The organism is Pseudochrobactrum asaccharolyticum (assembly GCF_003314995.1).
Lineage (GTDB): Bacteria > Pseudomonadota > Alphaproteobacteria > Rhizobiales > Rhizobiaceae > Pseudochrobactrum > Pseudochrobactrum asaccharolyticum.
This window is the reverse complement of the sequence record NZ_QNRH01000004.1, coordinates 229645-252860: the sequence shown is the minus strand read 5'-3', so window position 1 is coordinate 252860 and position 23216 is coordinate 229645. Positions and strand designations below refer to the sequence as shown.

Annotated in this window: 24 protein-coding genes; 16 read left to right on the top strand and 8 right to left on the bottom strand. The window is 48.5% G+C overall.

The genetic code is table 11. The features are described from left to right. Positions 1-178: 178 nt before the first annotated feature. Positions 179-1075 (bottom strand): methylenetetrahydrofolate reductase [NAD(P)H], encoded by an 897-nt coding sequence (gene metF / locus DFR47_RS12350; protein ID WP_113944726.1) that lies wholly within the window; start codon positions 1073-1075, stop codon positions 179-181. A 90-nt stretch (positions 1076-1165) separates the two neighbouring features. Next, entirely contained in the window at positions 1166-2152 is a 987-nt protein-coding gene (locus tag DFR47_RS12345) for an ArsR/SmtB family transcription factor (RefSeq protein WP_113944725.1), read from the bottom strand. A 134-nt stretch (positions 2153-2286) separates the two neighbouring features. Between DFR47_RS12345 and DFR47_RS12340 the strand changes: the two genes are divergently transcribed. After that, the gene (locus DFR47_RS12340; protein ID WP_113944724.1) at positions 2287-2607 is read left to right on the top strand and encodes a DUF2293 domain-containing protein; all 321 of its coding nucleotides are present in this window, start codon (positions 2287-2289) and stop codon (positions 2605-2607) included. Positions 2608-2737: 130 nt separating this feature from the next. Here the strand turns inward: DFR47_RS12340 and DFR47_RS12335 are convergent, their stop codons facing one another. From DFR47_RS12335 to ettA, 3 genes are all read right to left on the bottom strand, one after another. Next, on the bottom strand, positions 2738-3349 hold the full coding sequence (locus DFR47_RS12335; RefSeq protein ID WP_113944723.1) for an MOSC domain-containing protein: 612 nt from the start codon (positions 3347-3349) through the stop codon (positions 2738-2740). Further along, complete coding sequence (gene tam / locus DFR47_RS12330; protein ID WP_113944722.1) at positions 3349-4119, bottom strand: trans-aconitate 2-methyltransferase; 771 nt, start codon at positions 4117-4119, stop codon at positions 3349-3351. The genes DFR47_RS12335 and tam overlap by 1 nt, the downstream gene beginning before the upstream one ends. Before the next feature lie 271 nt (positions 4120-4390). Further along, positions 4391-6040 (bottom strand): energy-dependent translational throttle protein EttA, encoded by a 1650-nt coding sequence (ettA, locus tag DFR47_RS12325; protein WP_113944721.1) that lies wholly within the window; start codon positions 6038-6040, stop codon positions 4391-4393. A 199-nt stretch (positions 6041-6239) separates the two neighbouring features. Here ettA and DFR47_RS12320 point away from each other — a divergent pair, with 199 nt between their 5' ends. Beyond that, complete coding sequence (locus DFR47_RS12320; protein WP_113944720.1) at positions 6240-7169, top strand: alpha/beta fold hydrolase; 930 nt, start codon at positions 6240-6242, stop codon at positions 7167-7169. 7 nt (positions 7170-7176) lie between these two features. Here the strand turns inward: DFR47_RS12320 and DFR47_RS12315 are convergent, their stop codons facing one another. After that, complete coding sequence (locus DFR47_RS12315) at positions 7177-7866, bottom strand: D-lyxose/D-mannose family sugar isomerase (protein WP_113944719.1); 690 nt, start codon at positions 7864-7866, stop codon at positions 7177-7179. Positions 7867-8207: 341 nt separating this feature from the next. Between DFR47_RS12315 and DFR47_RS12310 the strand changes: the two genes are divergently transcribed. From DFR47_RS12310 to DFR47_RS12290, 5 genes are all read left to right on the top strand, one after another. Continuing rightward, complete coding sequence (locus DFR47_RS12310) at positions 8208-9452, top strand: aromatic ring-hydroxylating oxygenase subunit alpha (protein ID WP_113944718.1); 1245 nt, start codon at positions 8208-8210, stop codon at positions 9450-9452. 254 nt (positions 9453-9706) lie between these two features. After that, positions 9707-10789 carry an FAD-binding oxidoreductase gene (locus tag DFR47_RS12305; protein WP_113944717.1) on the top strand — a complete coding sequence of 361 codons (1083 nt, stop codon included), beginning with the start codon at positions 9707-9709 and terminating at the stop codon, positions 10787-10789. A 74-nt stretch (positions 10790-10863) separates the two neighbouring features. Further along, a complete protein-coding gene (gene pncA / locus DFR47_RS12300) occupies positions 10864-11478 on the top strand; it encodes a bifunctional nicotinamidase/pyrazinamidase (RefSeq protein WP_113944716.1) in 615 nt (204 codons plus the stop codon). Between the two features lie 104 nt (positions 11479-11582). Then, positions 11583-12764: a BaiN/RdsA family NAD(P)/FAD-dependent oxidoreductase gene (locus tag DFR47_RS12295; RefSeq protein ID WP_113944715.1), complete on the top strand. Its 1182-nt coding sequence runs from the start codon at positions 11583-11585 to the stop codon at positions 12762-12764. A gap of 179 nt (positions 12765-12943) precedes the next feature. Further along, complete coding sequence (locus DFR47_RS12290; protein ID WP_113944714.1) at positions 12944-13603, top strand: outer membrane protein; 660 nt, start codon at positions 12944-12946, stop codon at positions 13601-13603. 97 nt (positions 13604-13700) lie between these two features. Here DFR47_RS12290 and DFR47_RS12285 read toward each other — a convergent pair whose 3' ends face one another. Then, on the bottom strand, positions 13701-14594 hold the full coding sequence (locus DFR47_RS12285; RefSeq protein ID WP_113944713.1) for a dihydrodipicolinate synthase family protein: 894 nt from the start codon (positions 14592-14594) through the stop codon (positions 13701-13703). Positions 14595-14809: 215 nt separating this feature from the next. Here DFR47_RS12285 and DFR47_RS12280 point away from each other — a divergent pair, with 215 nt between their 5' ends. Continuing rightward, positions 14810-15175, top strand: coding sequence for a hypothetical protein (locus tag DFR47_RS12280; RefSeq protein WP_113944712.1), 366 nt, complete (start codon positions 14810-14812; stop codon positions 15173-15175). Positions 15176-15198: 23 nt separating this feature from the next. Here the strand turns inward: DFR47_RS12280 and DFR47_RS12275 are convergent, their stop codons facing one another. Beyond that, the gene (locus DFR47_RS12275) at positions 15199-15558 is read right to left on the bottom strand and encodes an MmcQ/YjbR family DNA-binding protein (RefSeq protein ID WP_113944711.1); all 360 of its coding nucleotides are present in this window, start codon (positions 15556-15558) and stop codon (positions 15199-15201) included. A gap of 106 nt (positions 15559-15664) precedes the next feature. Between DFR47_RS12275 and DFR47_RS12270 the strand changes: the two genes are divergently transcribed. The 8 genes from DFR47_RS12270 to DFR47_RS12235 all read left to right on the top strand — a co-directional run bounded on the left by DFR47_RS12270 (position 15665) and on the right by DFR47_RS12235 (position 22862). Beyond that, positions 15665-15859: a hypothetical protein gene (locus tag DFR47_RS12270; RefSeq protein WP_113944710.1), complete on the top strand. Its 195-nt coding sequence runs from the start codon at positions 15665-15667 to the stop codon at positions 15857-15859. A gap of 27 nt (positions 15860-15886) precedes the next feature. Beyond that, entirely contained in the window at positions 15887-16153 is a 267-nt protein-coding gene (locus DFR47_RS12265; RefSeq protein ID WP_147245546.1) for a hypothetical protein, read from the top strand. 151 nt (positions 16154-16304) lie between these two features. After that, the gene (locus DFR47_RS12260; protein ID WP_113944708.1) at positions 16305-16832 is read left to right on the top strand and encodes a putative pterin-binding protein; all 528 of its coding nucleotides are present in this window, start codon (positions 16305-16307) and stop codon (positions 16830-16832) included. A gap of 332 nt (positions 16833-17164) precedes the next feature. After that, a complete protein-coding gene (locus tag DFR47_RS12255; protein ID WP_113944707.1) occupies positions 17165-17992 on the top strand; it encodes an FkbM family methyltransferase in 828 nt (275 codons plus the stop codon). A 99-nt stretch (positions 17993-18091) separates the two neighbouring features. After that, positions 18092-19090, top strand: coding sequence for a glycosyltransferase (locus DFR47_RS12250; protein WP_113944706.1), 999 nt, complete (start codon positions 18092-18094; stop codon positions 19088-19090). Beyond that, positions 19083-20015 carry a hypothetical protein gene (locus tag DFR47_RS12245; RefSeq protein WP_113944705.1) on the top strand — a complete coding sequence of 311 codons (933 nt, stop codon included), beginning with the start codon at positions 19083-19085 and terminating at the stop codon, positions 20013-20015. Before DFR47_RS12250 ends, DFR47_RS12245 begins: the two co-directional genes overlap by 8 nt. 35 nt (positions 20016-20050) lie before the next feature. Next, positions 20051-21019, top strand: a complete 969-nt coding sequence (locus DFR47_RS12240; RefSeq protein ID WP_113944704.1) for a hypothetical protein — start codon at positions 20051-20053, stop codon at positions 21017-21019. A gap of 82 nt (positions 21020-21101) precedes the next feature. Further along, positions 21102-22862 (top strand): ABC transporter ATP-binding protein, encoded by a 1761-nt coding sequence (locus DFR47_RS12235; RefSeq protein WP_113944703.1) that lies wholly within the window; start codon positions 21102-21104, stop codon positions 22860-22862. Positions 22863-23216 lie beyond the last annotated feature (354 nt).

Sequence of the window (23216 nt, the reverse complement as noted above, 5' to 3'; positions counted from 1 at the left end):
AGTTTTTTGCAGATATACGCTTTACGACAATCATCGCAGGCACTCCGCAAATTTCAGTAAAAAACATTGTGTTTTAAATCTTGAAAAAAGCCCTGCGGAAACATTTTTCCGCAGGGCTTTTTCTTGAGCATATTCCCAAAAGAGGTCCCCGGTTTTGGGAACATGCCTCAAATATCAATCAGGCCGCCACCGGAGCCCGCACCCCCAGCAAATGACAAATTGCAAAGGCCAGATCTGAACGGTTCATGGTGTAGAAATGGAAATCATTCAGGCCGCGCTCAATCAGATCATTGACCTGCTCGGCTGCCAGCGCCGCTGACACCAGCATATGGGTCTGCGGGTCATTATCCAGCCCGTCAAAGCGATCCGCCAGCCACGCCGGTATACGCGTCCCTGCCCGCTTCGAGAAATTAGCCACCTGTTTGAAATTATGGATCGGCAATACACCCGGAACAATCGGGATATAAATCCCTGCACGGCGTACACGTTCCACATAACGCTCATACAGATCATTATCGAAGAAAAACTGTGTAATCGCTCGGGTCGCGCCGTTATCGACCTTACGCTTGAGCATCTCGATATCAGTGGCAAAATCCGGGCTTTCCGGATGCTTCTCCGGATAGGCGGAAACGCTGATATCAAAATCGGCAATGGATTTAAGCCCTGCCACCAGATCAGCGCCATTCTGATAGCCGTCAGGCGTTGGCTGGTAAGCCTCACCAATACCACCCGCCGGATCACCACGCAGCGCGACAAAGCGCGTTACGCCCAGCGATGCAAAAGAACGCACAATCGAGTTGACCTCTTCTTTGGTCGCATCAACGCAGGTCAGATGTGCGGCAGGGGTAATCGAGGTTTCTTTAATAATACGGGCAATGGTCTTATTGGTACGTTCACGGGTCGAGCCGCCTGCACCATAGGTCACCGATACAAAAGCCGGATTGAGCGGCGCCAGCCGTGTGACGGTCTCCCAGAGGCGTGTTTCCATTTCCTCGGTCTTCGGCGGGAAGAACTCAAAGGAAACACGGATCGGGTGCGCGCTCTCGGAACGGCGCTGCTGACCAAAACTAGACATCGGAAATCTCCGTTATTCTCTCCGTCATGGTATTTTCCATACGGCAATCAAAACTGAACGCTAAAATGCTAAATCAATGCCAATACTGCTTCAGGCAGCATCAGCGATCAGCATTCGCGGATCACGCGCCAGCCACATTTTGATCACCAAACCGGAAGCCTGACCGCCCTGCGGCTCCAGCGCCACAGATTTCTCCGGCTCAAGACCTGCAGCTTTCATCCAGCCGGTCATTTGCTCATCACTGAAACCAAGGCGCAAATGCGCATGTTCATCACGCAGGAACTCCAGATCATGCGGAGCAAAATCCACCACCAGCAAGCGCCCCTGCGGACGCAGCGCCCGTGCGGCTTCGCGAATGGCCGATTGCGGCTCATCAAGGAAATGCAGCACCTGATGGATTGTCACGAGGTCATAGCCGTCACGATCAACCGGCAAGGCATAAATATCGCCCTGACGCACCTGCGCATGGGCAACACGCGCCTGATCCAGATTGGTACGGGCAACAGTCAGCATATCGCGGTTGATGTCGATACCGACACCACGCACATAAAGCGGGCTGAACATTTCCAGCAAACGGCCGGTACCGGTGCCGATATCCAGCATGGACTGGAAACTCTGCTCGCCGATAATCGAGCGCAGTGCATCTTCAACCATGGCCTCATCAATATGCAGCGAGCGGATCTGATCCCAGCTTTCGGCATTGGCGCTGAAATAGGCCGTCGCACGTTCATGGCGCTCGGCTTTCACCTGTGCCAGACGTTCCTGATCGCGCAACAGCAACGGATCCTGACTATCCTGCCAGCCGATCAGCGCACGGGATAGTCCCTGCTGGATCGGCGCTTCGGACAGACGGAAATATGCCCATGAACCTTCCTGATAACGGCTGATCAGTCCGGCTTCACTCAACAGCTTGAGATGACGCGACACACGCGGCTGCGACTGGTTCAGAATTGAGGTAAGATCGGAGACTGTGAGGTCACCTCCCGCCAGCAGCGAGAGAATACGCAAGCGGCTAGGTTCAGCCGCCGCTTTCAGTACTTCCACCATTTCTTCGAGAGCCAGAGGCTTACCAGTCATACCGCACCACAATTTTAAAACACATAAAGATATGTTTATGTGATATGCATCGACATTGCAACAATAATCGTCACAAACAATGCGTAAAACAGTGTATCAATGTTCCTACCCTCTTAACGACAAACAGGATTGCCATGGCTGTCTCTGCCAAACGCCGGAAAGATATTGCACAGGCGCTTACATTACTGGCGCCACGCATGCCTTTTTATGATGCCGAGCAAATCAGGGAAGCAGCATCTGCGCCGCATATGCGCGCGCTCACCGCTCAAAATGCCGTGCGACTGGCAGCGCTGGCCTATATTCGCCATATCTACACGGATTACGACAAGTTACGCGATGAAGGACTGGATAAAGACAGCGCTCTTTACTGGATCAACGATCAGGTTATAGAAATCCTGAACCAGTGGAGTGCTACAAAATTAATGTCTGATAGTGACCACAGCATAATTCCTTAAACTTGAAACAGCTTAAGATAAAATGTCAGAGCGCCGCGCGACTAAGATGGCGAACGACGCTCTGGAATATAATTTTATACAGATATCGAATTGCCATTATTCACCACAGTCAAAAGGCTTATGCACCGGCTTAAAGGGCGTAATAAATCTGCTCCGGTATCCGTACCGAGATTTTATCACCCGCTTTTACCTGCCCGGCCCGCTCCACCCAACCGGTTTGTCCGCGCAGATATTTCGCCGCTTTGACAAAAGACATAGCTACAATAGCTTCATTTTCAGCGTTAATATGTTGCGCGATGCTGGCTCCGGAAAATTTACACGGTGCATTCACACCATCCAGTTTCAGTGTCAGACCGCCTTCAAAAAATAACAGAGTTCCGGCAGGCAGCAGTGTGAAATCAGCAATATCGTCTACAACGATATTCGCGCCAATCCATTCCGGGGCAACATGCTCTATGCCCATTGCTGTGGCAATCTTTTCCAGTTCGACCCTGCTCACCAGTGATAATTGCCGGTCATTACGAATAGGCGTGCCACGCTCATACCAAGGCTCACGCCCGCCAGCCTTGCGGGTATGTCCGTGATGGTAATCACCAATAATGCCGCCACTATCGCAGTTTAGCTGATCTGTTTCACGGGTCAGGAAATCCTGACCCTCCGCAATATAAACCGAACGAACACGGCCTTCGAGTTTACGCGCCGGTAAACGCTTACCATGCTCACTCATTAGCAAATCAGACATTAGGCACCTCGCACGGCCACGATAAAGACACGCGGGAAATGCAGCAGCACCTTGCCGTCAACAGTCAAAGGATAATGCTCGGCCAGACGCTCGGTATATTCCTCCAGATAATCCTGCTGTTCTTCTTCATTCAGCGGATTGAGGAACGGCCGCAAGCCGGTGCTTTTCACCCATTCAGTAATCGCCGCATGGCCATCAAGCGGGTGGTTATAGATTGTGTGCCAGATATCAATGTGGGAAGCAAAAGGTGCCAATGCATCATAATAAGCATTCACACTCGGCATCGGCGGACGGGACGCTTTATTGAGGCGCTCAATCCAGCGGCTGTCTTTCGCCACTTCCCGCATCATCCGATGCGACGGCTCATTCCAGTTATCCGGCATTTGCACGGCCAGCACGCCACCTTGCTTCAGCTCTTTCAACAGGCGCTGCAAATGCTGAATATGATCGGGTACCCACTGAAACACAGCATTGGAAAACAGCAGATCAGTCGCCGCATCCGGCTGGTATTGCGTTGCATCATTCAAAGCAAAAGACACATCCGGCAACCGTGCCTGCGCTTTTTCAATCATATCAGGCGATGAATCAAAACCGGACAATTGCGCCTGTGGCCAGCGTTTTTTCAGCTCTTCTGTCGAGTTACCGGGCCCGCAGCCAATATCAACAATCGCCTGAGGATTCTCCAGAGGAATACGGGCGATAAGATCGTTTACCGGCCTTGTGCGTTCGTCTTCAAATTTCAGATATTGCTGTGCCGACCAGTCTTTCATCGTGATACTCCTCTGCCTTACCTATAACAGACAATCTATAGTACCGATGCATTTTGCCAAGCATTTACCTACGCATAAACAAAAACGCCCTCCTTTCGGAGAGCGTTTTTATCATTTCAGCTCGCGGTAATTTCTGTAGTCAAAAATTGCAGGCAGTGGCGAAAATGGTGATTTTCGAGAACCGGAGCGCAGCGTACTGTTTGTACGTGAGCACCGGAAGTCGAGAAAAACGCCATTTGCAGCCCTGCATACGGCTTTTGAACCAGAAATTTTAGCGTGTAAGCGGCTTATATGTAACCCGCTTAGGATTGACGCTTTCAGGACCGAGACGACGGACCTTGTCAGCTTCGTAGTCCTCGAAGTTACCTTCGAACCACTCAACATGGCTGTCGCCTTCGAATGCCAGGATATGTGTCGCAAGACGGTCGAGGAACATACGATCGTGCGAGATGATAACGGCGCAACCAGCGTATTTTTCCAGCGCATCTTCAAGCGCCGCCAATGTTTCTGTATCCAGATCGTTGGTCGGTTCGTCGAGGAGCAACACGTTGCCGCCAGCTTGCAGCATCTTAGCAAGATGCACGCGGTTGCGCTGACCGCCGGACAGATTGCCGACCTTGGCCTGCTGATCGCCGCCCTTGAAGTTGAACGCACCGCAATAAGCGCGCGAGTTCATTTCAAACTTGCCGAGCTTGATAATGTCGTTACCGCCGGAGATTTCTTCCCAGACATTCTTGTTCGGGTCGAGGTGATCACGGCTCTGGTCAACATAACCGAGCTTCACTGTGTCACCAATACGGACAGAACCGGTATCCGGCTGTTCCTGACCGGTGATCATCTTGAACAGGGTCGATTTACCGGCACCGTTCGGACCGATCACACCAACGATACCACCCGGAGGCAGTTTGAATGTCAGATTGTCGATTAGCAGACGATCGCCAAAGGATTTCGACAGGTTTTCAACTTCGATAACCACCTGACCAAGACGCTCACCCGCAGGAATGAGAATCTGGGCATCGCCCGGACGCTGATTTTCAGCGGCTTCGACCAGTTTGTCATAAGCTTTAATACGTGCTTTCGACTTGGACTGACGCGCCTTAGGGCTTGCTGCAATCCACTGACGTTCACGCTCAAGAGCTTTCTGGCGGGAATCGTCTTCACGGCCTTCCTGAATCATGCGCTTGGCCTTGGCTTCCAGATAGGCAGAATAGTTGCCTTCATAAGGAATACCACGACCGCGATCGAGTTCGAGAATCCAGCCGGTCACATTGTCAAGGAAGTAGCGATCGTGCGTGATGAGCAGCACAGCGCCCTTATATTCACGCAGGTGCTTTTCAAGCCATGCAGTGGTTTCAGCATCCAGATGGTTGGTCGGTTCGTCGAGCAGCAGCAGGTCTGGCTTGGAAAGCAACAGCTTGCAAAGCGCAACGCGGCGACGCTCACCGCCGGAAAGCGTAGTTACATCAGCATCGGCTGGCGGGCAGCGCAGAGCTTCCATCGCCATTTCAACCTGACTTTCCAGATCCCAGAGGTTCTGGCTGTCGATAATATCCTGAAGTGCCGCACCTTCGTCGGCAGTTTCATCAGAATAATTCATCATCAGCTCATTATAACGGTCAAGAATGGCCTGTTTGTCAGCCACACCTTCCATCACATTGCCGAATACTGTCTTTTCCGGATCAAGATGCGGTTCCTGAGCTAGATAGCCACAGGTCGCACCATCGGCGAGCCAGGCTTCACCGGTGAACTCTTTATCGAGACCAGCCATAATCTTGAGAATTGTCGACTTACCAGCGCCGTTCGGGCCGAGAATACCGATTTTTGCATCAGGATAGAATGACAGGTGCAGATTTTCGAGAATCTTCTTTGTGCCGTAGTTTTTATTCAAACCCGACATATGATAAATAAATTGACGTGCCATTGGGTGGCTGTTCTCCGAGAATTTGAGCCCGTATTATGCGGGAATTCGCTTTGATGCGCTATTTAGGCTAAATATCGCGCAGGGGCAATGCCACAACGCGCTTAAAGCGAGCGCGAAAAGCTGCACTCCCCTGTTTAAAGGCTCAATAAACGATTATTATCAGTCACATAGTTTTGCATGCGGGGAGCAAGGTATTATAATGTCATTTGATGTTCCTGAAATCCTGTTGAGCCCGAGTGGTGCGAAACTGGCACTGCGCTTTCAACCCGCAAATCAAGCAGCCGTGGGCATTGTGCAGATCAGCCACGGTCTTGCAGAACATGCTGCCCGCTATCAACTATTTGCGCGATATTTGGCGGATCACGGTTTTCACGTCTATGCCCATGATCATCGCGGCCACGGCCACACACAAGCACCTGACGCCCCCCTTGGCCAGTTCGCAGTGAGAGATGGTGACGAAAAAACGCTTTCGGATATGGGATTCGTTGAGAAGACAATCCGTGAGCGCCATGCAGGTCTGCCGCTCATTCTGTTTGGCCATTCCATGGGCGGCTTGATTACACTGGCCGCACTTTGCGGCAGATTCTGCAAACCCGATGCTGCTGCGATCTGCAATTCAAACTTTGCCAATGCGCTGAACCAGACACTGGCCTTCACATTACTTAAAGCAGAGCGGATGTTTCTCGGCTCTGATGTGCCGAGCAACTTTCTGCCAAGCATGACATTTCGCACATGGGCAAAGCAGATAGAGAATTATCAAACGCAGTTTGACTGGCTGTCACATGATGCAGCAGAAGTTGCACTCTATAATAATGATCCGCTTTGCGGCTTTGCGCCGTCTGTTAGTATGTGGCTTGATGTTTTCCGCTTCATGCGCCGTTGCAACGGATCAGCCCCGCAGCAAGCTATTGCATTGAACTTACCGCTCTATCTGCAAGGTGGCGGACAAGACCCGTCCACCGAAGGCGGAAAATCACTGTTTGCTCTGGAAAAAAGACTGAAAACAGCTGGTTTCAGTAATGTTACCACCCGTATTTATCCGGATATGCGCCATGAGAGCCTGCATGAAACGGACAAAGCGCATTTCATGCAGGACTTTACGACATGGGCTTTAAAGGCAATTGCCTGATATCACATCAGGCTAGCCATTTATCATAATCTGATACCAGCAGATGAACCGGTGTCACATCATCTTCGACGTCTGAAAAACGACCGATCGGTTCACGGAAGATATTATCCGTCAAATCATCATTAACGGTTGAAACCTCGCCGATCAGCACGTCTCCGCCTTCACCCCAGAAAGCATGCCAGTTGCCGGGCATCAGAGTTACACTCTCACCCGGAGCAAGGGCGAGTTTGCCGCCCGCTGGCAGGCATTTGATCCGCCCGTCGCAAGCCACAACCACATCGCTTTCTTCATCAATTGAGCCGTCCGCTTTGGAGTTAAACATCTCAAGCACCAGCTTAGCGCCGCCGCGATTGATAATATCCTCCGCTTTCATCACATGGCGATGCATTGGCGACAGCTGATTTTCCCGAGAAATCATAATCTTCTCGGCATAGAGCATACCGGTGCCGCGCTTTAAATCTTCAGCCTGACCATTACGCACCGTAAACAAAAACAGTCCCAGCTCATCAAAACGCCCCTGCCCGTAATCAGTAATATCCCAGCCAAGACGGGCACTGCGGATCGCCGCGCTGTCATCCTTGACGCGCGTGCGCATCTCTTCCGGCGACCAATAGGCAAAAGGCGGCATAACAAACCCGAACGAGCGGATAAAGCGGTCGCTTTCGCGGATAATCTCATTAATTTCCGAGCGTTTCATGGGCGTTTTCCTCCACCGGTAATCTGTTTGATACGGCTCTCAACAAGGCAACAGAAAAGCACAGCAGCACGTGGCTGAACAGGCATTATTTCTGCGACGCTTTGGCGTGTCGTCTTTATGCGAAGCCCATGTCGTTTTCGTATGCGCCTCTATGATTTTTCAATGCTTGAATGAGCCTAATCAGAGCAGTTTTGAGAGAAATATTCTGAGACTTAACACAAACCAGACCCATACGGGATCAGACGCAGAGGCATGTCGCTCACAAGCTATATCAAAGCGACAGCAAAGCCCCGAATAAGCCGTCTGGCACCCCCGATGAACAACGCTATGCGAGGCATATCATGGACGTCCGCAATCAAATGCTGAGTGACTTGTTGGGGCGCGACCCGAATTTCAGTCTTGGACAGAAATTTTATACTGATCCCGACTATTACAAGCTGGATCTTGAACATATCTGGTATCGCGAATGGATTTTCGCCGGTCATGATTGTGAATTGCCGAAAGCCGGCAGCTATATCACCGTGCAAATCGGCGAGTATTCGGTGATTGTTGTACGCGATAGTCATGGCAGTATCCGCGCATTTCACAATACCTGCCGCCATCGCGGTTCACGTATTTGCACCGCTGAAAAAGGCACTGCTGCACGTCTCGTCTGCCCTTATCATCAGTGGACTTACGATCTTGATGGCAAGTTGTTGTTTGCCCGTCAGGTCGGCCCTGATTTCAAACCGGCAGACTTCGGTCTGAAAACTGTTCATTGCGAAACCGTCGCCGGTTACATTTATATCTGCGTCGCAGATGAAGCACCGGATTTTAACGCATTCCGCGCAACGGTTGAACCTTATCTCGCGCCGCACCAGATCAAAGATGCAAAAATCGCCTTTGAAAGCACCATCATCGAAAAGGGCAACTGGAAGCTGGTCTGGGAAAACAACCGCGAATGCTACCACTGCGCTGCCAACCATCCGGAACTATGCCGCACCTATCCTGAAGCACCAAGCGCTACCGGCGTACAGGGTATGATGGATGATGAGGAAACCAACCAGCTCTGGAAGCGCTGTGAAGATACCGGCCTGCCAGCCAAATTCAACATGGCAGAAAGCGGCCAGTACCGTATCGCCCGTATCCCGCTGCTGCGCGATGCCGACAGTTATACAATGTCCGGCAAGCCTGCTGTGACCAAAAGCCTGAGCTCAGAGGTCACCGCCTCCAAGATCGGCGCAATGCTGCTGTTCAACTATCCGTCGACATGGAACCATGTGATGATCGATCACGCGATCTCCTTCCGCGTGCTGCCGATCAGCGCTGAGGAAACCATGGTCACCACCAAATGGATGGTCAATAAAGATGCGGTTGAAGGCGTTGATTATAATCTCGACGAGTTGACCCATGTCTGGATTGAGACCAATGATCAGGATCGCCGGATTGTGGAGGAAAATGCCCGCGGCATCCGCTCACCGGCCTATCAGCCGGGGCCTTATTCTGTGGAACATGAAGGCGGTGTCATGCAATTCATCGAATGGTACGACAACTTCATTACCCCGCGACTGAAAGGCGAAGTCGCGAAACTCAGCCGCGTAGCCTGATCGTAATAGAGGTTTCCGGAGTGTGCTCACATTCCGGAAACCTGCCAGACATAATGCAGCATGAATGCCTCCTACAATAGAGAGTGTTAGAATGACCTTTGTGCGCTCTAGAGCGGTTTACGTTCATGTTGGAGCACAGTGTTCGCTCTAGTTTCTTTAGTTTGTCGCATTATCCCAACGCCAAGTTGATCCAACTTGGCTGTGAAATGCTCTAGAACTCATTCAAGCCCCATATCAAGCAGAGAGCAGCACATATGAAATATCTTGATGAAATGCTGCCGTGGAACGACAGGCTTCAGGTTCTGGAATGTGATGCGGCGATTGAAGAAGCGCCGGACGTGATGACCTTCTCGTTCCGCACGCCGGAGAATAATAACTGGTTCCGCTATATGCCGGGTCAGTTCATTACGATTGAAATTCCGTCGACGCCGGAACCGGTCATGCGCACCTATACGCTGTCCTCCACACCGTCGCGCCCTTACTCCGTTTCCATCACCATCAAAGCGCAGATCGGCAGCATCGGCACGCGCTGGATGCTGGATAATATGCGTCCGGGTATGCAACTCAAAGCCTTTGGTCCCGCCGGAGATTTCTCGCTGGTATCGCATCCGGGTAAAAAATATCTCTTTATTTCAGCCGGTTCCGGCATCACACCAATGATGTCGATGACGCGCTTTCTCTATGATACACAACCTGACAGCGACGTGGTGTTTCTGAACTGCGCCCGCTCTCCGGATGAGATCATTTTCCGCAAAGAGCTGGAATTGCTTGCCAGCCGCATGGACAATCTGCGCCTGCAGCTGGTTGTTGAACGTTCCATTGCGCGCAATGTCTGGAGTGGCGTGCACGGGCGTATCAGCCATAGTGTCATTGATATTTCCGCACCTGATTTCCGTGATCGCACTGTTTTTTGCTGCGGCCCCGAGCCATTTATGCGGGCGGTGCGTGAAATGCTGGAAGCCAATGGCTTCAATATGGATAATTATCATCAGGAGAGCTTTCAGCCAGCCTCAGAAACACCGGCTATCCCTGTTCCTGCCGCCGCCGATGCAGCTGCAAGTGAAGTGGAAACCGAAGCACCCGTCGTTATTTTCACGCTCTCAGGCATGGAAGTCCAATGCAGCCCCACAGATACGGTGCTGCTGGCAGCGCGCAACGGCGGCCTGAAAATTCCAAGCGCCTGTGAGTTTGGCGTTTGCGGCACCTGCAAGGTCAAATGCCTGAGCGGTGAAACTTCAATGAATCATAATGGCGGCATCCGCGATGATGAGATTGAGGAAGGCTATATTCTCGCCTGCTGCTCGCATCCGCTTGGCCGTGTCGAGATCGAAGCCTGACAGCAGAGGGCTTGACCTTTGGCTACTCTTTCGTCACTGATCACAGACAGAAGTGAGAGCGACGGGAGAGCAGCATGACGGAACGCGATCAAAAAACCAGTGCGTTTATCGTTATTGATATTCAAAATGATTTTTGTCCTGAGGGCGCATTGGGTGTCGCTGGCGGCGACACAATTATTGCCGACATCAATCAGGAAATTGAGCGCTTTGACCATGTTATCCTGACACAAGACTGGCATCCTGCGGATCACTCCAGCTTTGCATCCCAGCATCAAGATCGCTCGCCTTATGAAATGATCACAATGCCTTACGGCAAGCAAACCTTGTGGCCGGATCATTGTGTACAGGGAACGCATGGCGCCGAGTTTCATAAAGACCTGCAATGGACAAAAGCCGAGCTGGTAATCCGCAAAGGCTACCGCAAAACCATCGACAGCTATTCCGCCTTTTTTGAGAATGATCACATGACCCCGACAGGGCTCGGCGGTTATCTAAAAGAGCGCGGTATCAAGAACATTACACTGGCGGGTCTGGCCACTGATTTTTGTGTCGCCTACTCCGCTCTCGATGCCGCAGCACAGGGGTTCAATGTTACCGTTCTGACGGATTTGAGCCGCGCGATTGATATCGACGGATCACTGCAAACTATGATGAAACAAATGCGCAATGCAGGTGTCAATTTCCGCTGATATCAACCAGGACAAACTTCCGCAATGAAAGGCAGCGCTCGACGGCTGCCTTTTTTGCTTTATATAAGCCCTTCCCCTTAATAGCCGGATCAGAGAGCCTCACCGTGACAGAGAAAAAAGACGTTGTAATTATTGGTGCAGGTGCCGCAGGCATGATGTGTGCGATCCGCGCCGGTCAGCGGGGGCGCTCGGTCGTGTTGATTGATCATGCAAAATCAGCTGGCGACAAAATCCGCATTTCCGGCGGCGGCCGTTGTAACTTCACCAATATTCACGCGACAGCGAAGAATTATCTGTCCGAAAATCCGCATTTCTGCAAATCCGCACTGGCGCGTTTTACGCCGCAGGACTTCATCGCCATGGTCGACCAATATGGCATCAACTGGCATGAAAAGACTTTAGGACAACTGTTCTGCGATAACAGTGCCAAAGACATTATCAATATGCTGCGGACAGAAATGCAGCAGGCCAATGTCCGGCTCGATCTTAACACCACCGTTTCCGATATCACCAAGACCACAGATGGTTTTGCGATTACAACAAGCTATGGCAAAATCGAAGCCAGCTCTCTGGTCATTGCCACCGGCGGCAAGTCTATTCCAAAAATGGGTGCAACCGGCTTCGCCTATCAGGTTGCCGGTCAGTTCGGCCATAGCCTGATTGAAACGCGTCCGGGTCTTGTGCCGCTGACACTGGAGCCAAATCTGCTCGAACAGCTCAGCCCGCTATCGGGAATCGCGGTCGATGCAGAGCTGCGACATGGCAAAACCCGCTTCCGCGAAGCACTGCTTTTCACCCATCGCGGCATGAGCGGACCTGCGATTCTGCAGATTTCATCCTATTGGCGTGAGGGTGATGAGGTCGTTTTGACCGTTGAACCGGACTTTGACTTCCTCGCATTGTTAAAAAATGCACGAAAAATGAACGGAAAACAGTCTGCCCAGACAGCTCTTGCAGAAAAATTACCCCGCCGTTTGGCGCAGTTTTTCACGGAAAAGACACAATTGAACAAGCCTTTGGCTGATTTGTCCGACAAGGTTTTGACCAGTCTCGTTGCCGCAATTCAGGACTGGCATTTTAAACCGGCAGGTTCCGAAGGTTACCGCACGGCAGAAGTGACACTCGGCGGCATCAACACCAATGAACTCGACTCAAAAACAATGGAGTCGAAAAAGGTACAAGGCCTTTATTTCATTGGAGAATGTGTGGATGTAACCGGCTGGCTCGGCGGATTTAACTTCCAATGGGCATGGGCATCGGGGCACAGCGCTGGCCAGATCGTGTAATATTAACGTGAGGAATAACACGTTTTCGTGAGCGGCGCGCACAATTACATTATGGCCGAAAAGTGTCAATGCGATCACATTTACTTCAAGACGATAAGAACTTGCTGTTGCATATTTGTGACAGACATTTTGATGGGTACATCTTATGTTTCTAACGAAATCAAAAAGGAGTTCATCAAATGAAATATACAACTCTGGCAGCTGCTCTGCTTCTCTCCTCCACAAGCGCTTTTGCAGCTGATGCTATCGTATACAACGAACCAGCTCCTGTTGCTGTAGTAGACACCTTCTCCTGGACAGGTGGCTATGTTGGTGTGAACGCCGGTTATGCTGGCGGCAAGAACAAGCTGAACGTATATGACGGTATCTCCGCTAAAGACAATTCGAACGGCTTCCTCGGCGGTATTCAGGCCGGTTACAACTGGCAGTTCGACCAGATGATCGTTGGTCTGGAAACCGACATTCAGGGCGCAGGTCTGAAGTCTGATGTTGAAGTTTCCGGCCTCGGTGGCGCAGAAGCGAAAATCAACTGGTTCGGTACAACACGTGCACGTCTCGGTTACACACCGGTTGACCGCTTCATGGTTTACGCAACAGGTGGTGTTGCTTACGGTAAGATCAAAGCATCTTACGGTGACTTCTCCCAGTCCGACACTAAAGTTGGCTACACTGTAGGTGCCGGTGCAGAATACGCACTGACCAACAACGTAACTCTGAAGTCGGAATACCTCTACACCGACCTCGGCAAGCTGAAACTGGACGATGTTAACGGCAACCGCTTTGGCGAAGTTAAAGCTCCGTTCCACACCGTTCGCGTTGGTGTAAACTACAAGTTCTAATCTGTTACGGCAGATTAAAAAGAAAGCCCCGGATTTCCGGGGCTTTTTTGTATCTGCATTTGAGCAAATATCTCTGATACCTCACGAAACGCCGCCGTCAAACCAGCCCCTCCAGCGCCTGTGCAACTGCCTCTCTGGCAGTAGATGGAATTGGCTTAAGCGGCGCAGGCGGCAGACCTGCCGGCAAACCGAGCTCTTCCGCAATCGCATACATAACCCGCAAGCTGCTATATTGGCGGAACAACGCCCATAAAGGTGCAAAAGCATCATCCCAAGTAGCAGTTGCATCTTTATCGCCGGTTTGCGCAGCCTTGGTCAGTTGCAGTGCAGGAACCGGCAGCAAACCCGCCACCACACTATACCAGGTCTTGGCTCCGGCGAGTAACGCAGGTGCAGCATACCAGTCCCCGCTATAGCCAATTGCAAAGTCCGACGCGCACAGAGATTGCAAGCGCCCGATCTCACTCGCGAAATCACCATCTGCCGGTGCTGGCATTTTAACCGCTGCAACATTCTTCAGTGCAGATATCCGTGCGAGCAATTCCTGCGTAAATGTAAAATGCGTTGTACCAGGATTATTATAAACACACAGCGGCAGAGCCGTTGCTCCGGCCACGGCTTCAAAATGCAGCGCCACCTCATCGGCAGTCAGCGGCGTATAGGAAACCGGCGCCAGCAATAATCCGTCTGCACCGGCCTTTTCTGCGTCCCGTGCAAATTGCTGCGCCCAGTCTGTGCGTATCGCACCAACCCCGACAACCAACGGCACCCGCCCGTTAATCGCTTCAACGGCTGCAGCCAAAACCTGCGATCTTTCATCTGCACTCAGATAGGCATAGGTGCCTGTACTGCCAAGCAGACCTATGGAATCCACACCGGCTGCTACCTGCCGCTCCAACATCTGAGCCAGCCTGTCTTTATTGATCTGTCCATCCGCTGCTACAGGCGTTAAAGGAAACGCTGAGAGCCCCTGAAATAATTTTATTGGCATTCATCTCCTCCTGCGTGATCCCTTTTATAATCAACGCATTATTATAAAAATTCGGCAACAGTCCTTGCAAACGGACGCTACAATTATTTGAGCGAATCCGTATCCCCCGCCCGATCATATTCACGGCATCAGAGCGAATAAAACGACAAAGCCCTACCGCTCCACACGTTTTATGCCTATGTATTAAATATGCGTGACAATACTTCCGGAGAGATATGAATAAGACCTGTTTAGCTTTTATTGCGGCGCTCAGCCTGTTTCCGTCCACGCTGCATGCCGCCCCTATTGCGGAAGTCATTGCTGATATGGCGGCGAAGTGCTGGGTTCTTCCTGAGAAAATGGACTATCAAAAAGCCCGCGCTGTTTTTGAAGTTACCTACAACGCCGAAGGCGATCTCACAGAGGTCATTGCTGTCGAATATCAGCCTGTGCGTGAGGCCGGCAAGATTTTTGCTCTCAGCGCACAGCAGGCTTTGCTTGATTGCGCCAGTAAGGCTGCGATCAAATCCAGAACGATACGTGTCGTGATGAACTATACTGCCCCAAGATCCGGCGACACTTTAATCATGAAAAAGCGCTAAAAGCCTTAAGGTTTGTAAGCACCCTATTCAAGCAAGCCAAGCTCTCTCTGCTTCTTTTTCGACAGTCCCTGCGCAACCAGATGATGGGACTGTCGGATATAATCCCGCAACTCTTCATCGTTCAAACCAGGCGCAGCATAATGCTGAATCCACTTCATCCCACGCGAAGCAAGATAAGGTGCAGGGCGTAAACCCGGCTGTTCCTGCAACATTTCATAAGCTATGTGGCTGACCTTAAAGCTGAAGCTTGGCTCGTCTTTATTCCAGCCGCCTATCACAAAAACTTTGCCGCCGACTTTCCAGACATGCGCTCCGCCCCATTGAACAACATGGGATGTTGCGGGCAATGACGCACAAAATGCGTTATATTCTTCATAAGTCATAAGCTGACCGCCATATCAAAAACGCTCTGGGCAGAAGCCGTATAATACCGTACTGAAGAAATACAACAAATTACGACCACATCTCTTGTAGAAGCTTAAAATATTTATGGCTAATGAATTATCCAATTTAGAATCCGCAACGAAATATCTCTCACCGGAAGACAAAGAGCGCTTTTTCAAATTGAAGCGCGACTTGGAAAAATCCGGAACATCACGCAAAGCGATGGAAGAGCGCCTGCGTGCTTTTCTGTGGGAGGTTGTGGAGGCCGATGACGAAGAGGATGAGGACGATGCCTATTAAACGAGATACGGCTATATGAAACCCGATATGAGCTCTGCCGTCACATTGACAATACTCGCGCTACTGTTCGGCGCCAGTAAAGCTTTGGGCAAATTAGTGTCGGGAGCCGGAAACGCCGAGATACTAACAGCTTTCGCCGGAAGTGCCGTTATCGGCACTCTGGTAACATGGGCTGTCGTCTGGTGTGTTTTAAGATTATTCGAGAAACAACAATCTGCCATCACAGTCACCAACTGGATTCTGTCACTAGGCATAGCGGTTAGCCTTGCCCTGACTTTTGTCCGGATGAGCTGATACTGCGTGTTACTGATCCTTGCCATAAAGCCAATAGAATAAGGCGATATCCCTGCCACAAGAAAAACATACATCTCTTGTCGCAACCTGAATGACGGTATATTTCTTGTAGAAGACCTTCTAAATACCGAAATAAAAAGGGGGAGTAGTTATGACCGGAACAACAAAGCGCAAGATTTTAAGCAAACTGTTCTTCGTTGCTGCGTATGGGATTTTCAGCCTCATATTTTCAGGCATACATACTGCAAATGCAGAAAAAATCGGTGACTTACGTGTCACAAACCAATCCGGCACATCAATTATTTTATCAGAAGATGAGCTTTTAAAACTGCCAAGGTCCTCGATAGAAACGCAAACCGCATGGACTGATGGCGTCCACCATTTTGAGGGTATCGCTCTCACTGACGTCCTGAAAAAGGCAAATATCGAAGCCGGCTCTTTTACATCGGAGACCCTGCTCCGTCTGACAGCATGGAACGATTACATCGTCGACATTCCGCTTCGCGACGCAACAGATTATAAGACACTTATTGCTGCCTTTATGGATGGCAAAAGGCTGACGATTAAAGACAAAGGGCCATACTGGCTTGTCTATCCGCGTGATGATCATAGCGAACTACAGGATTCGCGGTTCGATCACCGATGGTCGTGGCAACTTAAAGAGCTCACCATAAAATAACATGTCATTTTGTCATAATATGTTTTTAAGCAGAACCTAATAATTCTGCTAACATTGATTCATGGGAATTTATGCATTTATGCGCAACATAAAAAACCGGATCATAATGACACATTATGATCTTCAAATTTTTCGAAAACGCCAGCGCCGCACGTAACGAGCACACCTAACCAATTAAACAAATTTTCACACAACTCAACCATCGATAATGAGTTTCATACGAAGCTAAAAAATATTTGTCCTAAAATACAAAAACATCACCATCTGCAAGGCACATACTAAATTGCATATTACTGAAAGATATCAGCACACCACATAATAAAGGTTCCGTCATGTCTCACATTAATCGCTTTGTGTACGAAGAATGCATCAGGAGAGATGTCAGAACGCCGGATATTCCTGTACTGGAAAAGTCATATTTCGGTCAATGCGGCGAAGACCTGATAGTGATTGCATTATTACGCGCACTGGCACGACGCAAAAATATCAATCTTGCTGATCACAGATATTTAGAAATTGGCGCCAACCATCCAATTGCAACCAGCGCCACCTACCTAATACATAACCAGTTACACATGCGCGGCGTGCTTGTCGAAGCGAATTCACAACTACTGCCTGCCCTGCAAAAAGTTCGCCCCCTCGATACGATTAAGCATGCCGCAATAAGCACTTCGGATGAAACATTCATCGATTTTTATATTTCAAATCAAAATGAGCTCAGCTCTCTGAATCGTAAATTCGTCGAAGAATGGCAAGACGGGGCTGTGGGCATAGCCCGAATTGATAAGGTTCCCGCCTGCCGTATCAATAAGCTGCTTGCAGATGAGTTTGCCGATAAGGCTCCACTTTTTCTATCTCTTGATATTGAAGGGATGGACTTAGACATCTTACGAGATTGGGATTGGGCTCGCTGGCGCCCTGCAATTATACAAGTCGAGCCCTCAGACCACTTCCATCCCAATAATTCCATATCCATAATTCAATATCTGGAAAGCCAGCAGTACTTATTGATTGCCTCAACTGAGGTTAATTTGATTGCACTTGATGTTCACGACTGGGTCAACAGTGCAGAAGGCATTTCCGCTGCAAAACCACACACTATATCCCAAAATCATACCGCTCCGTACGTGACTGGCACAGACACTAATCAAATTTTGTAAGCTCTGCAGGCAAATAGCACTTATCAGCAAACATATCTTCAAAACCGATAAATATAAAAAACATCAATAAAATACACAATAAATTACATGAGGCATTAATTGAGTGATTTAATAATCAACAGTACAGATTTGAGTGTAGGTATTGTAACAAGAACTAAAAACAGAATAGTTTTACTGAGACGCGCCCTTGAAAGTGTAAAAAATCAATCACACGAAAACTGGATTTTAGTGATTGTGAACGATGGAGGGGATCCGGCTCCGGTTGATCGTTTGGTTGCCTCAATATTCAATACAGATAGCAGAGTGCGCATTATCCATCACCCTGAATCAAAAGGAATGGAAGCTGCCAGCAATGCAGGCATCAGCGCACTTGATACAGATTATGCGATTATTCATGACGATGATGATAGTTGGGCACCAGAATTTTTAAAAGTTACAACTCAAACCCTGATTGAAAAACAAAAAAAATTCCCGTCCATTCGCGGAATTGTTACTCAGTTAAACAGTGTTTTCGAAACTGTAACGGCAAACCTTATTGAAATCGATCGGGTTGAACCGTGGTATGCAGGTCAGTTTGACCACCTGGAAGAAGGCTTTCTCAGCGTACAAAAGATGCTTGTACGCAATCAGTTCCCACCAATCGCTTTCTTATTTAATCTCAGCATTTGCAAAGAACTCGGAATGTTTGACAGTTCCCTGCCTGTATTAGGAGACTGGGATTTTCACACCCGCTTTGTATTGCGACACGACATATGGGTACATCCGGAATATTTAGCTTTTTATCATCATCGTACAACTGCCACCGGCGCGATGGGAAATACAATTCATGCCGGCGCGCATATGCATCGCGCTTATCGGCAGATACTACGCAATAAATGGATCAGAGCAGATCTGAATGGTGCAAGCGGCAGTAACAGAATGGCAATGATTATAGGCATGGAAATTCAGGATGAAATCAAAACTGAATTTCACCAATTAAATGCCAATATTCACGCATACAATTATCACCGTTCTAATTACAAATCTCCTTTTAGACAGGCAATTTCAAACGGTGTTCGCAAATTAAAATACATTATTAAGGGGAAGAAAAATGTCTGAAGCGCAGCGCATCGATATTGTCACCTTTGATATTTTTGACACGCTTGTTCATCGTAAAATTTGGGCTCCGGCAGACATCTTTGAATGTGTTCGTCTCAAACTTTATGAACATGAATGCTCTCTCTTAATGCACGACACTTTCAGGAATTTTCCCTATGATCGTATCAAGGCAGAAAGCAACAGCCGGAAACGCAGACAACAAGAACATGGTGGTGATGCTGAAGTCACGTTCGATGAAATTTATGCCGAATATGCTCAATTGACAGGCTGCCCATCCGCAATTCTCGACTTAATCAAGTCTACAGAACTCTACATTGAAGAACATATGCTCGTGACGAGCCCCATTGGGCTCGAATTATACAATAAGTATCGCAGCGCAGGTAAGAATATAGCCTTCATTTCAGATATGTACCTGCCATCTGACTGGCTATCTCAAATGCTTGAGGCAAAGGGTTTCTCCGGAGCGACCGAACTGCCTCTTTTTGTGTCCTGTGAGCATCGGGCCAGTAAACATTCAGGATCACTTTATGAAGTGACAAAAAAACAGCTGGCAATTTCTGACACCCAGCGATGGCTACATATTGGCGATAATAAATATGCTGATATCAATAATGCGCAAAAACATAACATACAAACGCATCACGCAGATTGGAGCACCATAGATAACCGCTTCCTGCCTGCCAGCGGCGCCGGAGCCAATCACATTGTTGCAAAAATTATTTCATTTCTGGAGACCAAACAGGCCAGTCAATATATACCTAAAGACAATCTGGAGGCCATAGGCTATCAGGTTTTTGGTCCGCTCTTATTCGGGTTCAATACATGGCTATTAAATGCATGCCGTGAGAGCAAACTAAAAAAATGGTGTTTGTTGCAAGAGATGGCTAGCTACTGCGCTCACTCTTCGAAAAAAGCAAATCCTTAGCAGGTCTTTCAGACGTCCAGACCCATTATTTACACATGTCCAGAAAAGTCGGTTATCAATCCGGCATACGTGAGTGGGATTTACACACAAACTGGTATCTGATCGGCGGCAGAACCCCGTCCAAACTGCTCAAATCTTTTAAAAATGCCAATATAAATATCGATAACAACCAGCGCCATTTATCGAATTTTGGTTTGCATGATGTAGATACATTACCGAGCAATCCGGATTACAACCGCTTTAAACAAGCATTAGATACGCTCTTTTATGACTCACTGACTTCTACCAAGGCCAACCGTGATCAATTCAGAGATTATTATAATGTTTTGCCGGATGGCGACGAGCCAATCGGCTTGGTAGATATTGGCTGGGCAGGGAATATTCAAAAATCTTTGATACATGCAATTGGCGATGTATCAGCACGCGAACGAGTTCACGGCCTCTATCTAGGCACTCTGTCCAGCAGCAACAGAATGAAAGAAAAAGGGCTACAGCTCAAAGGCTGGATTTGCAACGGAGGTGCACCTCATCACTGGGAGCAGTTATTAACATCCGGCGCGATTGAAATATTAGAGTTTCTGCTCACTGCAGATCATGGATCAACACTATCTCTGCAAAAAAATGAAGACGGAACAATTCATCCGATTATGGAAGAACTCAGCGAAGCTGAAGCCCCCTATCGGGAAAAAGCACTTAGAGTTCAGGCCGGCGCGAATAAATTTTTTGATGATTATGCATTTTTACTCACATTATACGATCCCGCCACATTAATCACATCCGCATGGATTAACCCATTTGAGCGGTTGGTTTCCAATCCAACAGATTTAGAGCTGGAAGAATTGGCTGGCCTAACGCATTCTAATCTGCCCGGCGCCAATGATGATCGGCAACCATTAGCAAGCCGCCAGCCATTTCACACACGTTACCGTAAACGTCACTTAAAACGCGCTCGTGATAAGTCATATTGGAAAGCAGCTTTTGATAAATTAAATAAAGGCTTTTGACCAATGACACGTATCAGACACAAAAAGCCTAAACAGCGATATGCGAATTACTGCAATAAATTAGAGAAATCAAAAACACGCTATGCCTGGTAAATCCTTATCATCGATGGATAAAAACCTTATCTATCGGCTTTTAAAAGACAATTTTTCTAAACATGCACGATTGTATGTTGTAGCAATCATTGCGATGCTCATTGTGGCAGCAACTACCGCTATGAGCGCATGGATCATGCGCGATATCGTCAATGAAATGGTTGTTTCGCGTGATATTCAGCAGGTTATGCAGATAGCAATTGCGGTCGCCGTCATTTTTACGGTCAAAGGCTTCGCAACCTTCTTTCAGGGCATGTTTCTCAGCCGGGCTGGTAATAGCATTATCGCTGAACAACAGCGTAAAATTTATAACCGCCTGCTGCAACAAGGCGTATCCTTTTATAATAATATGCCGTCATCGGACATATTAGTACGCGTGACACATAACGCACAGGCTGCCCGTGCGGTCATTGATACTGTTGTCACCTCTTTCGTCAGGGATATGTTTACCCTGCTGGGACTGGTTGCTGTTATGTTTTATCAACAGCCCCTGCTCTCGCTAATCTCATTTATTTTTGGCCCATTAGCAATTTTTGGCGTACGTATTTTGATGAAAAAAGTACGCAAAATCATGGAGCAAGAACTCTCATCCTTAACAAAGATCGTAGAGATTGTTCAGGAGACCACAGTTGGCATTCGCATTATTAAAACCTTCTCGCTTGAGCACATCATGCGCAAGGAAATGGATTCTGCGGTTAAAGCCGTAGAAAAGCGCGCAAATAGTATTGCTGTTCTGGAGTCGGCGACCAGCCCGATCATGGAAACACTTGCTGGTCTGGCCATTGCAGGTGCTATTGCGCTCAGCGCAATTTGGGTTCTGGAAAAGGGCAATACGCCAGGCGAAATGATGTCTTTCATCACAGCACTCTTGCTCGCTTACGAACCCGCTAAACGTCTGGCAAGAATGCGAGTTAGTATCGAAGCCGGTATGATCGGCGTTCGCATGATGTATGAACTCATTGATAAACCAATTACTCTTACAGAAGCAGAAAATGCGATTGAGCTGCCCAAAGGAAAAGGTGAAATCTGCTTCAACAATGTCAGATTTAGTTATTTAGAAAATCAACCTATTCTGCATGACATTAACTTGCAGTTTCCGGCAGGAAAAATGACAGCGCTGGTTGGCGCTTCGGGCAGCGGTAAATCTACGATCATTAATCTTATTATGCATATGTATGACCCTGATCATGGATCGGTTGAGATTGACGGCACAGACATAAAATATGTAACTCTGAGCTCACTGCGCGAAAAACTGGCCTATGTCGGACAGGATACATTCCTGTTCTCCAATACCATTATGTATAATATTGGTTTAGGGCATCCGGACGCGACCGAAGAAGATATTCAAGCTGCGGCAAAAGCTGCGAATGCCCATGATTTTATCATGAAAATGCAGGACGGGTATCATACTCAGGTAGGTGATAACGGTAACAAACTCTCCGGCGGTCAAAAACAACGCATTGCTATCGCCCGCGCTATGTTACGCCACAGTGAGGTGCTTATTCTGGATGAAGCAACAAGCGCACTGGATTCAGAATCAGAAGCGTCTATTAAAGAGGCTCTGCAACGGCTGACAGAAGGTAAAACTACCATTGTAATTGCACACCGCCTGACAACGATTACAAGCGCTGACAAAATCATTGTAATGGAAGACGGTAAAGTCGCCGAAGAAGGCACTCAGCGCGAGCTCCTCGCCTCTGAAGGTATCTATTCACGCTTGTATAATTATCAGTTCAATACAGCTGAATAATTACTCTCAAAGTAGCAAAACATATTTCCAAAAACCAACGCCATCCATCCTGTATTGCGATGTGATGGCGTTAAACTGCTGCATACTTAAGTTACACAACACAAAGTGTATATAGAACTTGTTCCAGCTGAAAAAAACCAAGATTAAAATATGGGATTTTAAAAGTGGCGGATAAGGATGCTTTAATTAACATTCCTAAATAACGGCCACATTGAAACGCAAGCAGCGTGATTTGGACGTCAACACTGCCTCGTCATCCGAAGGAAGTGATCTATATTTTCTGTAACGATGCCAAGTCAAAAGCATGGTGCATATAACACTGATGCAGTTTTAATTCATCATTGAGATGTTCTA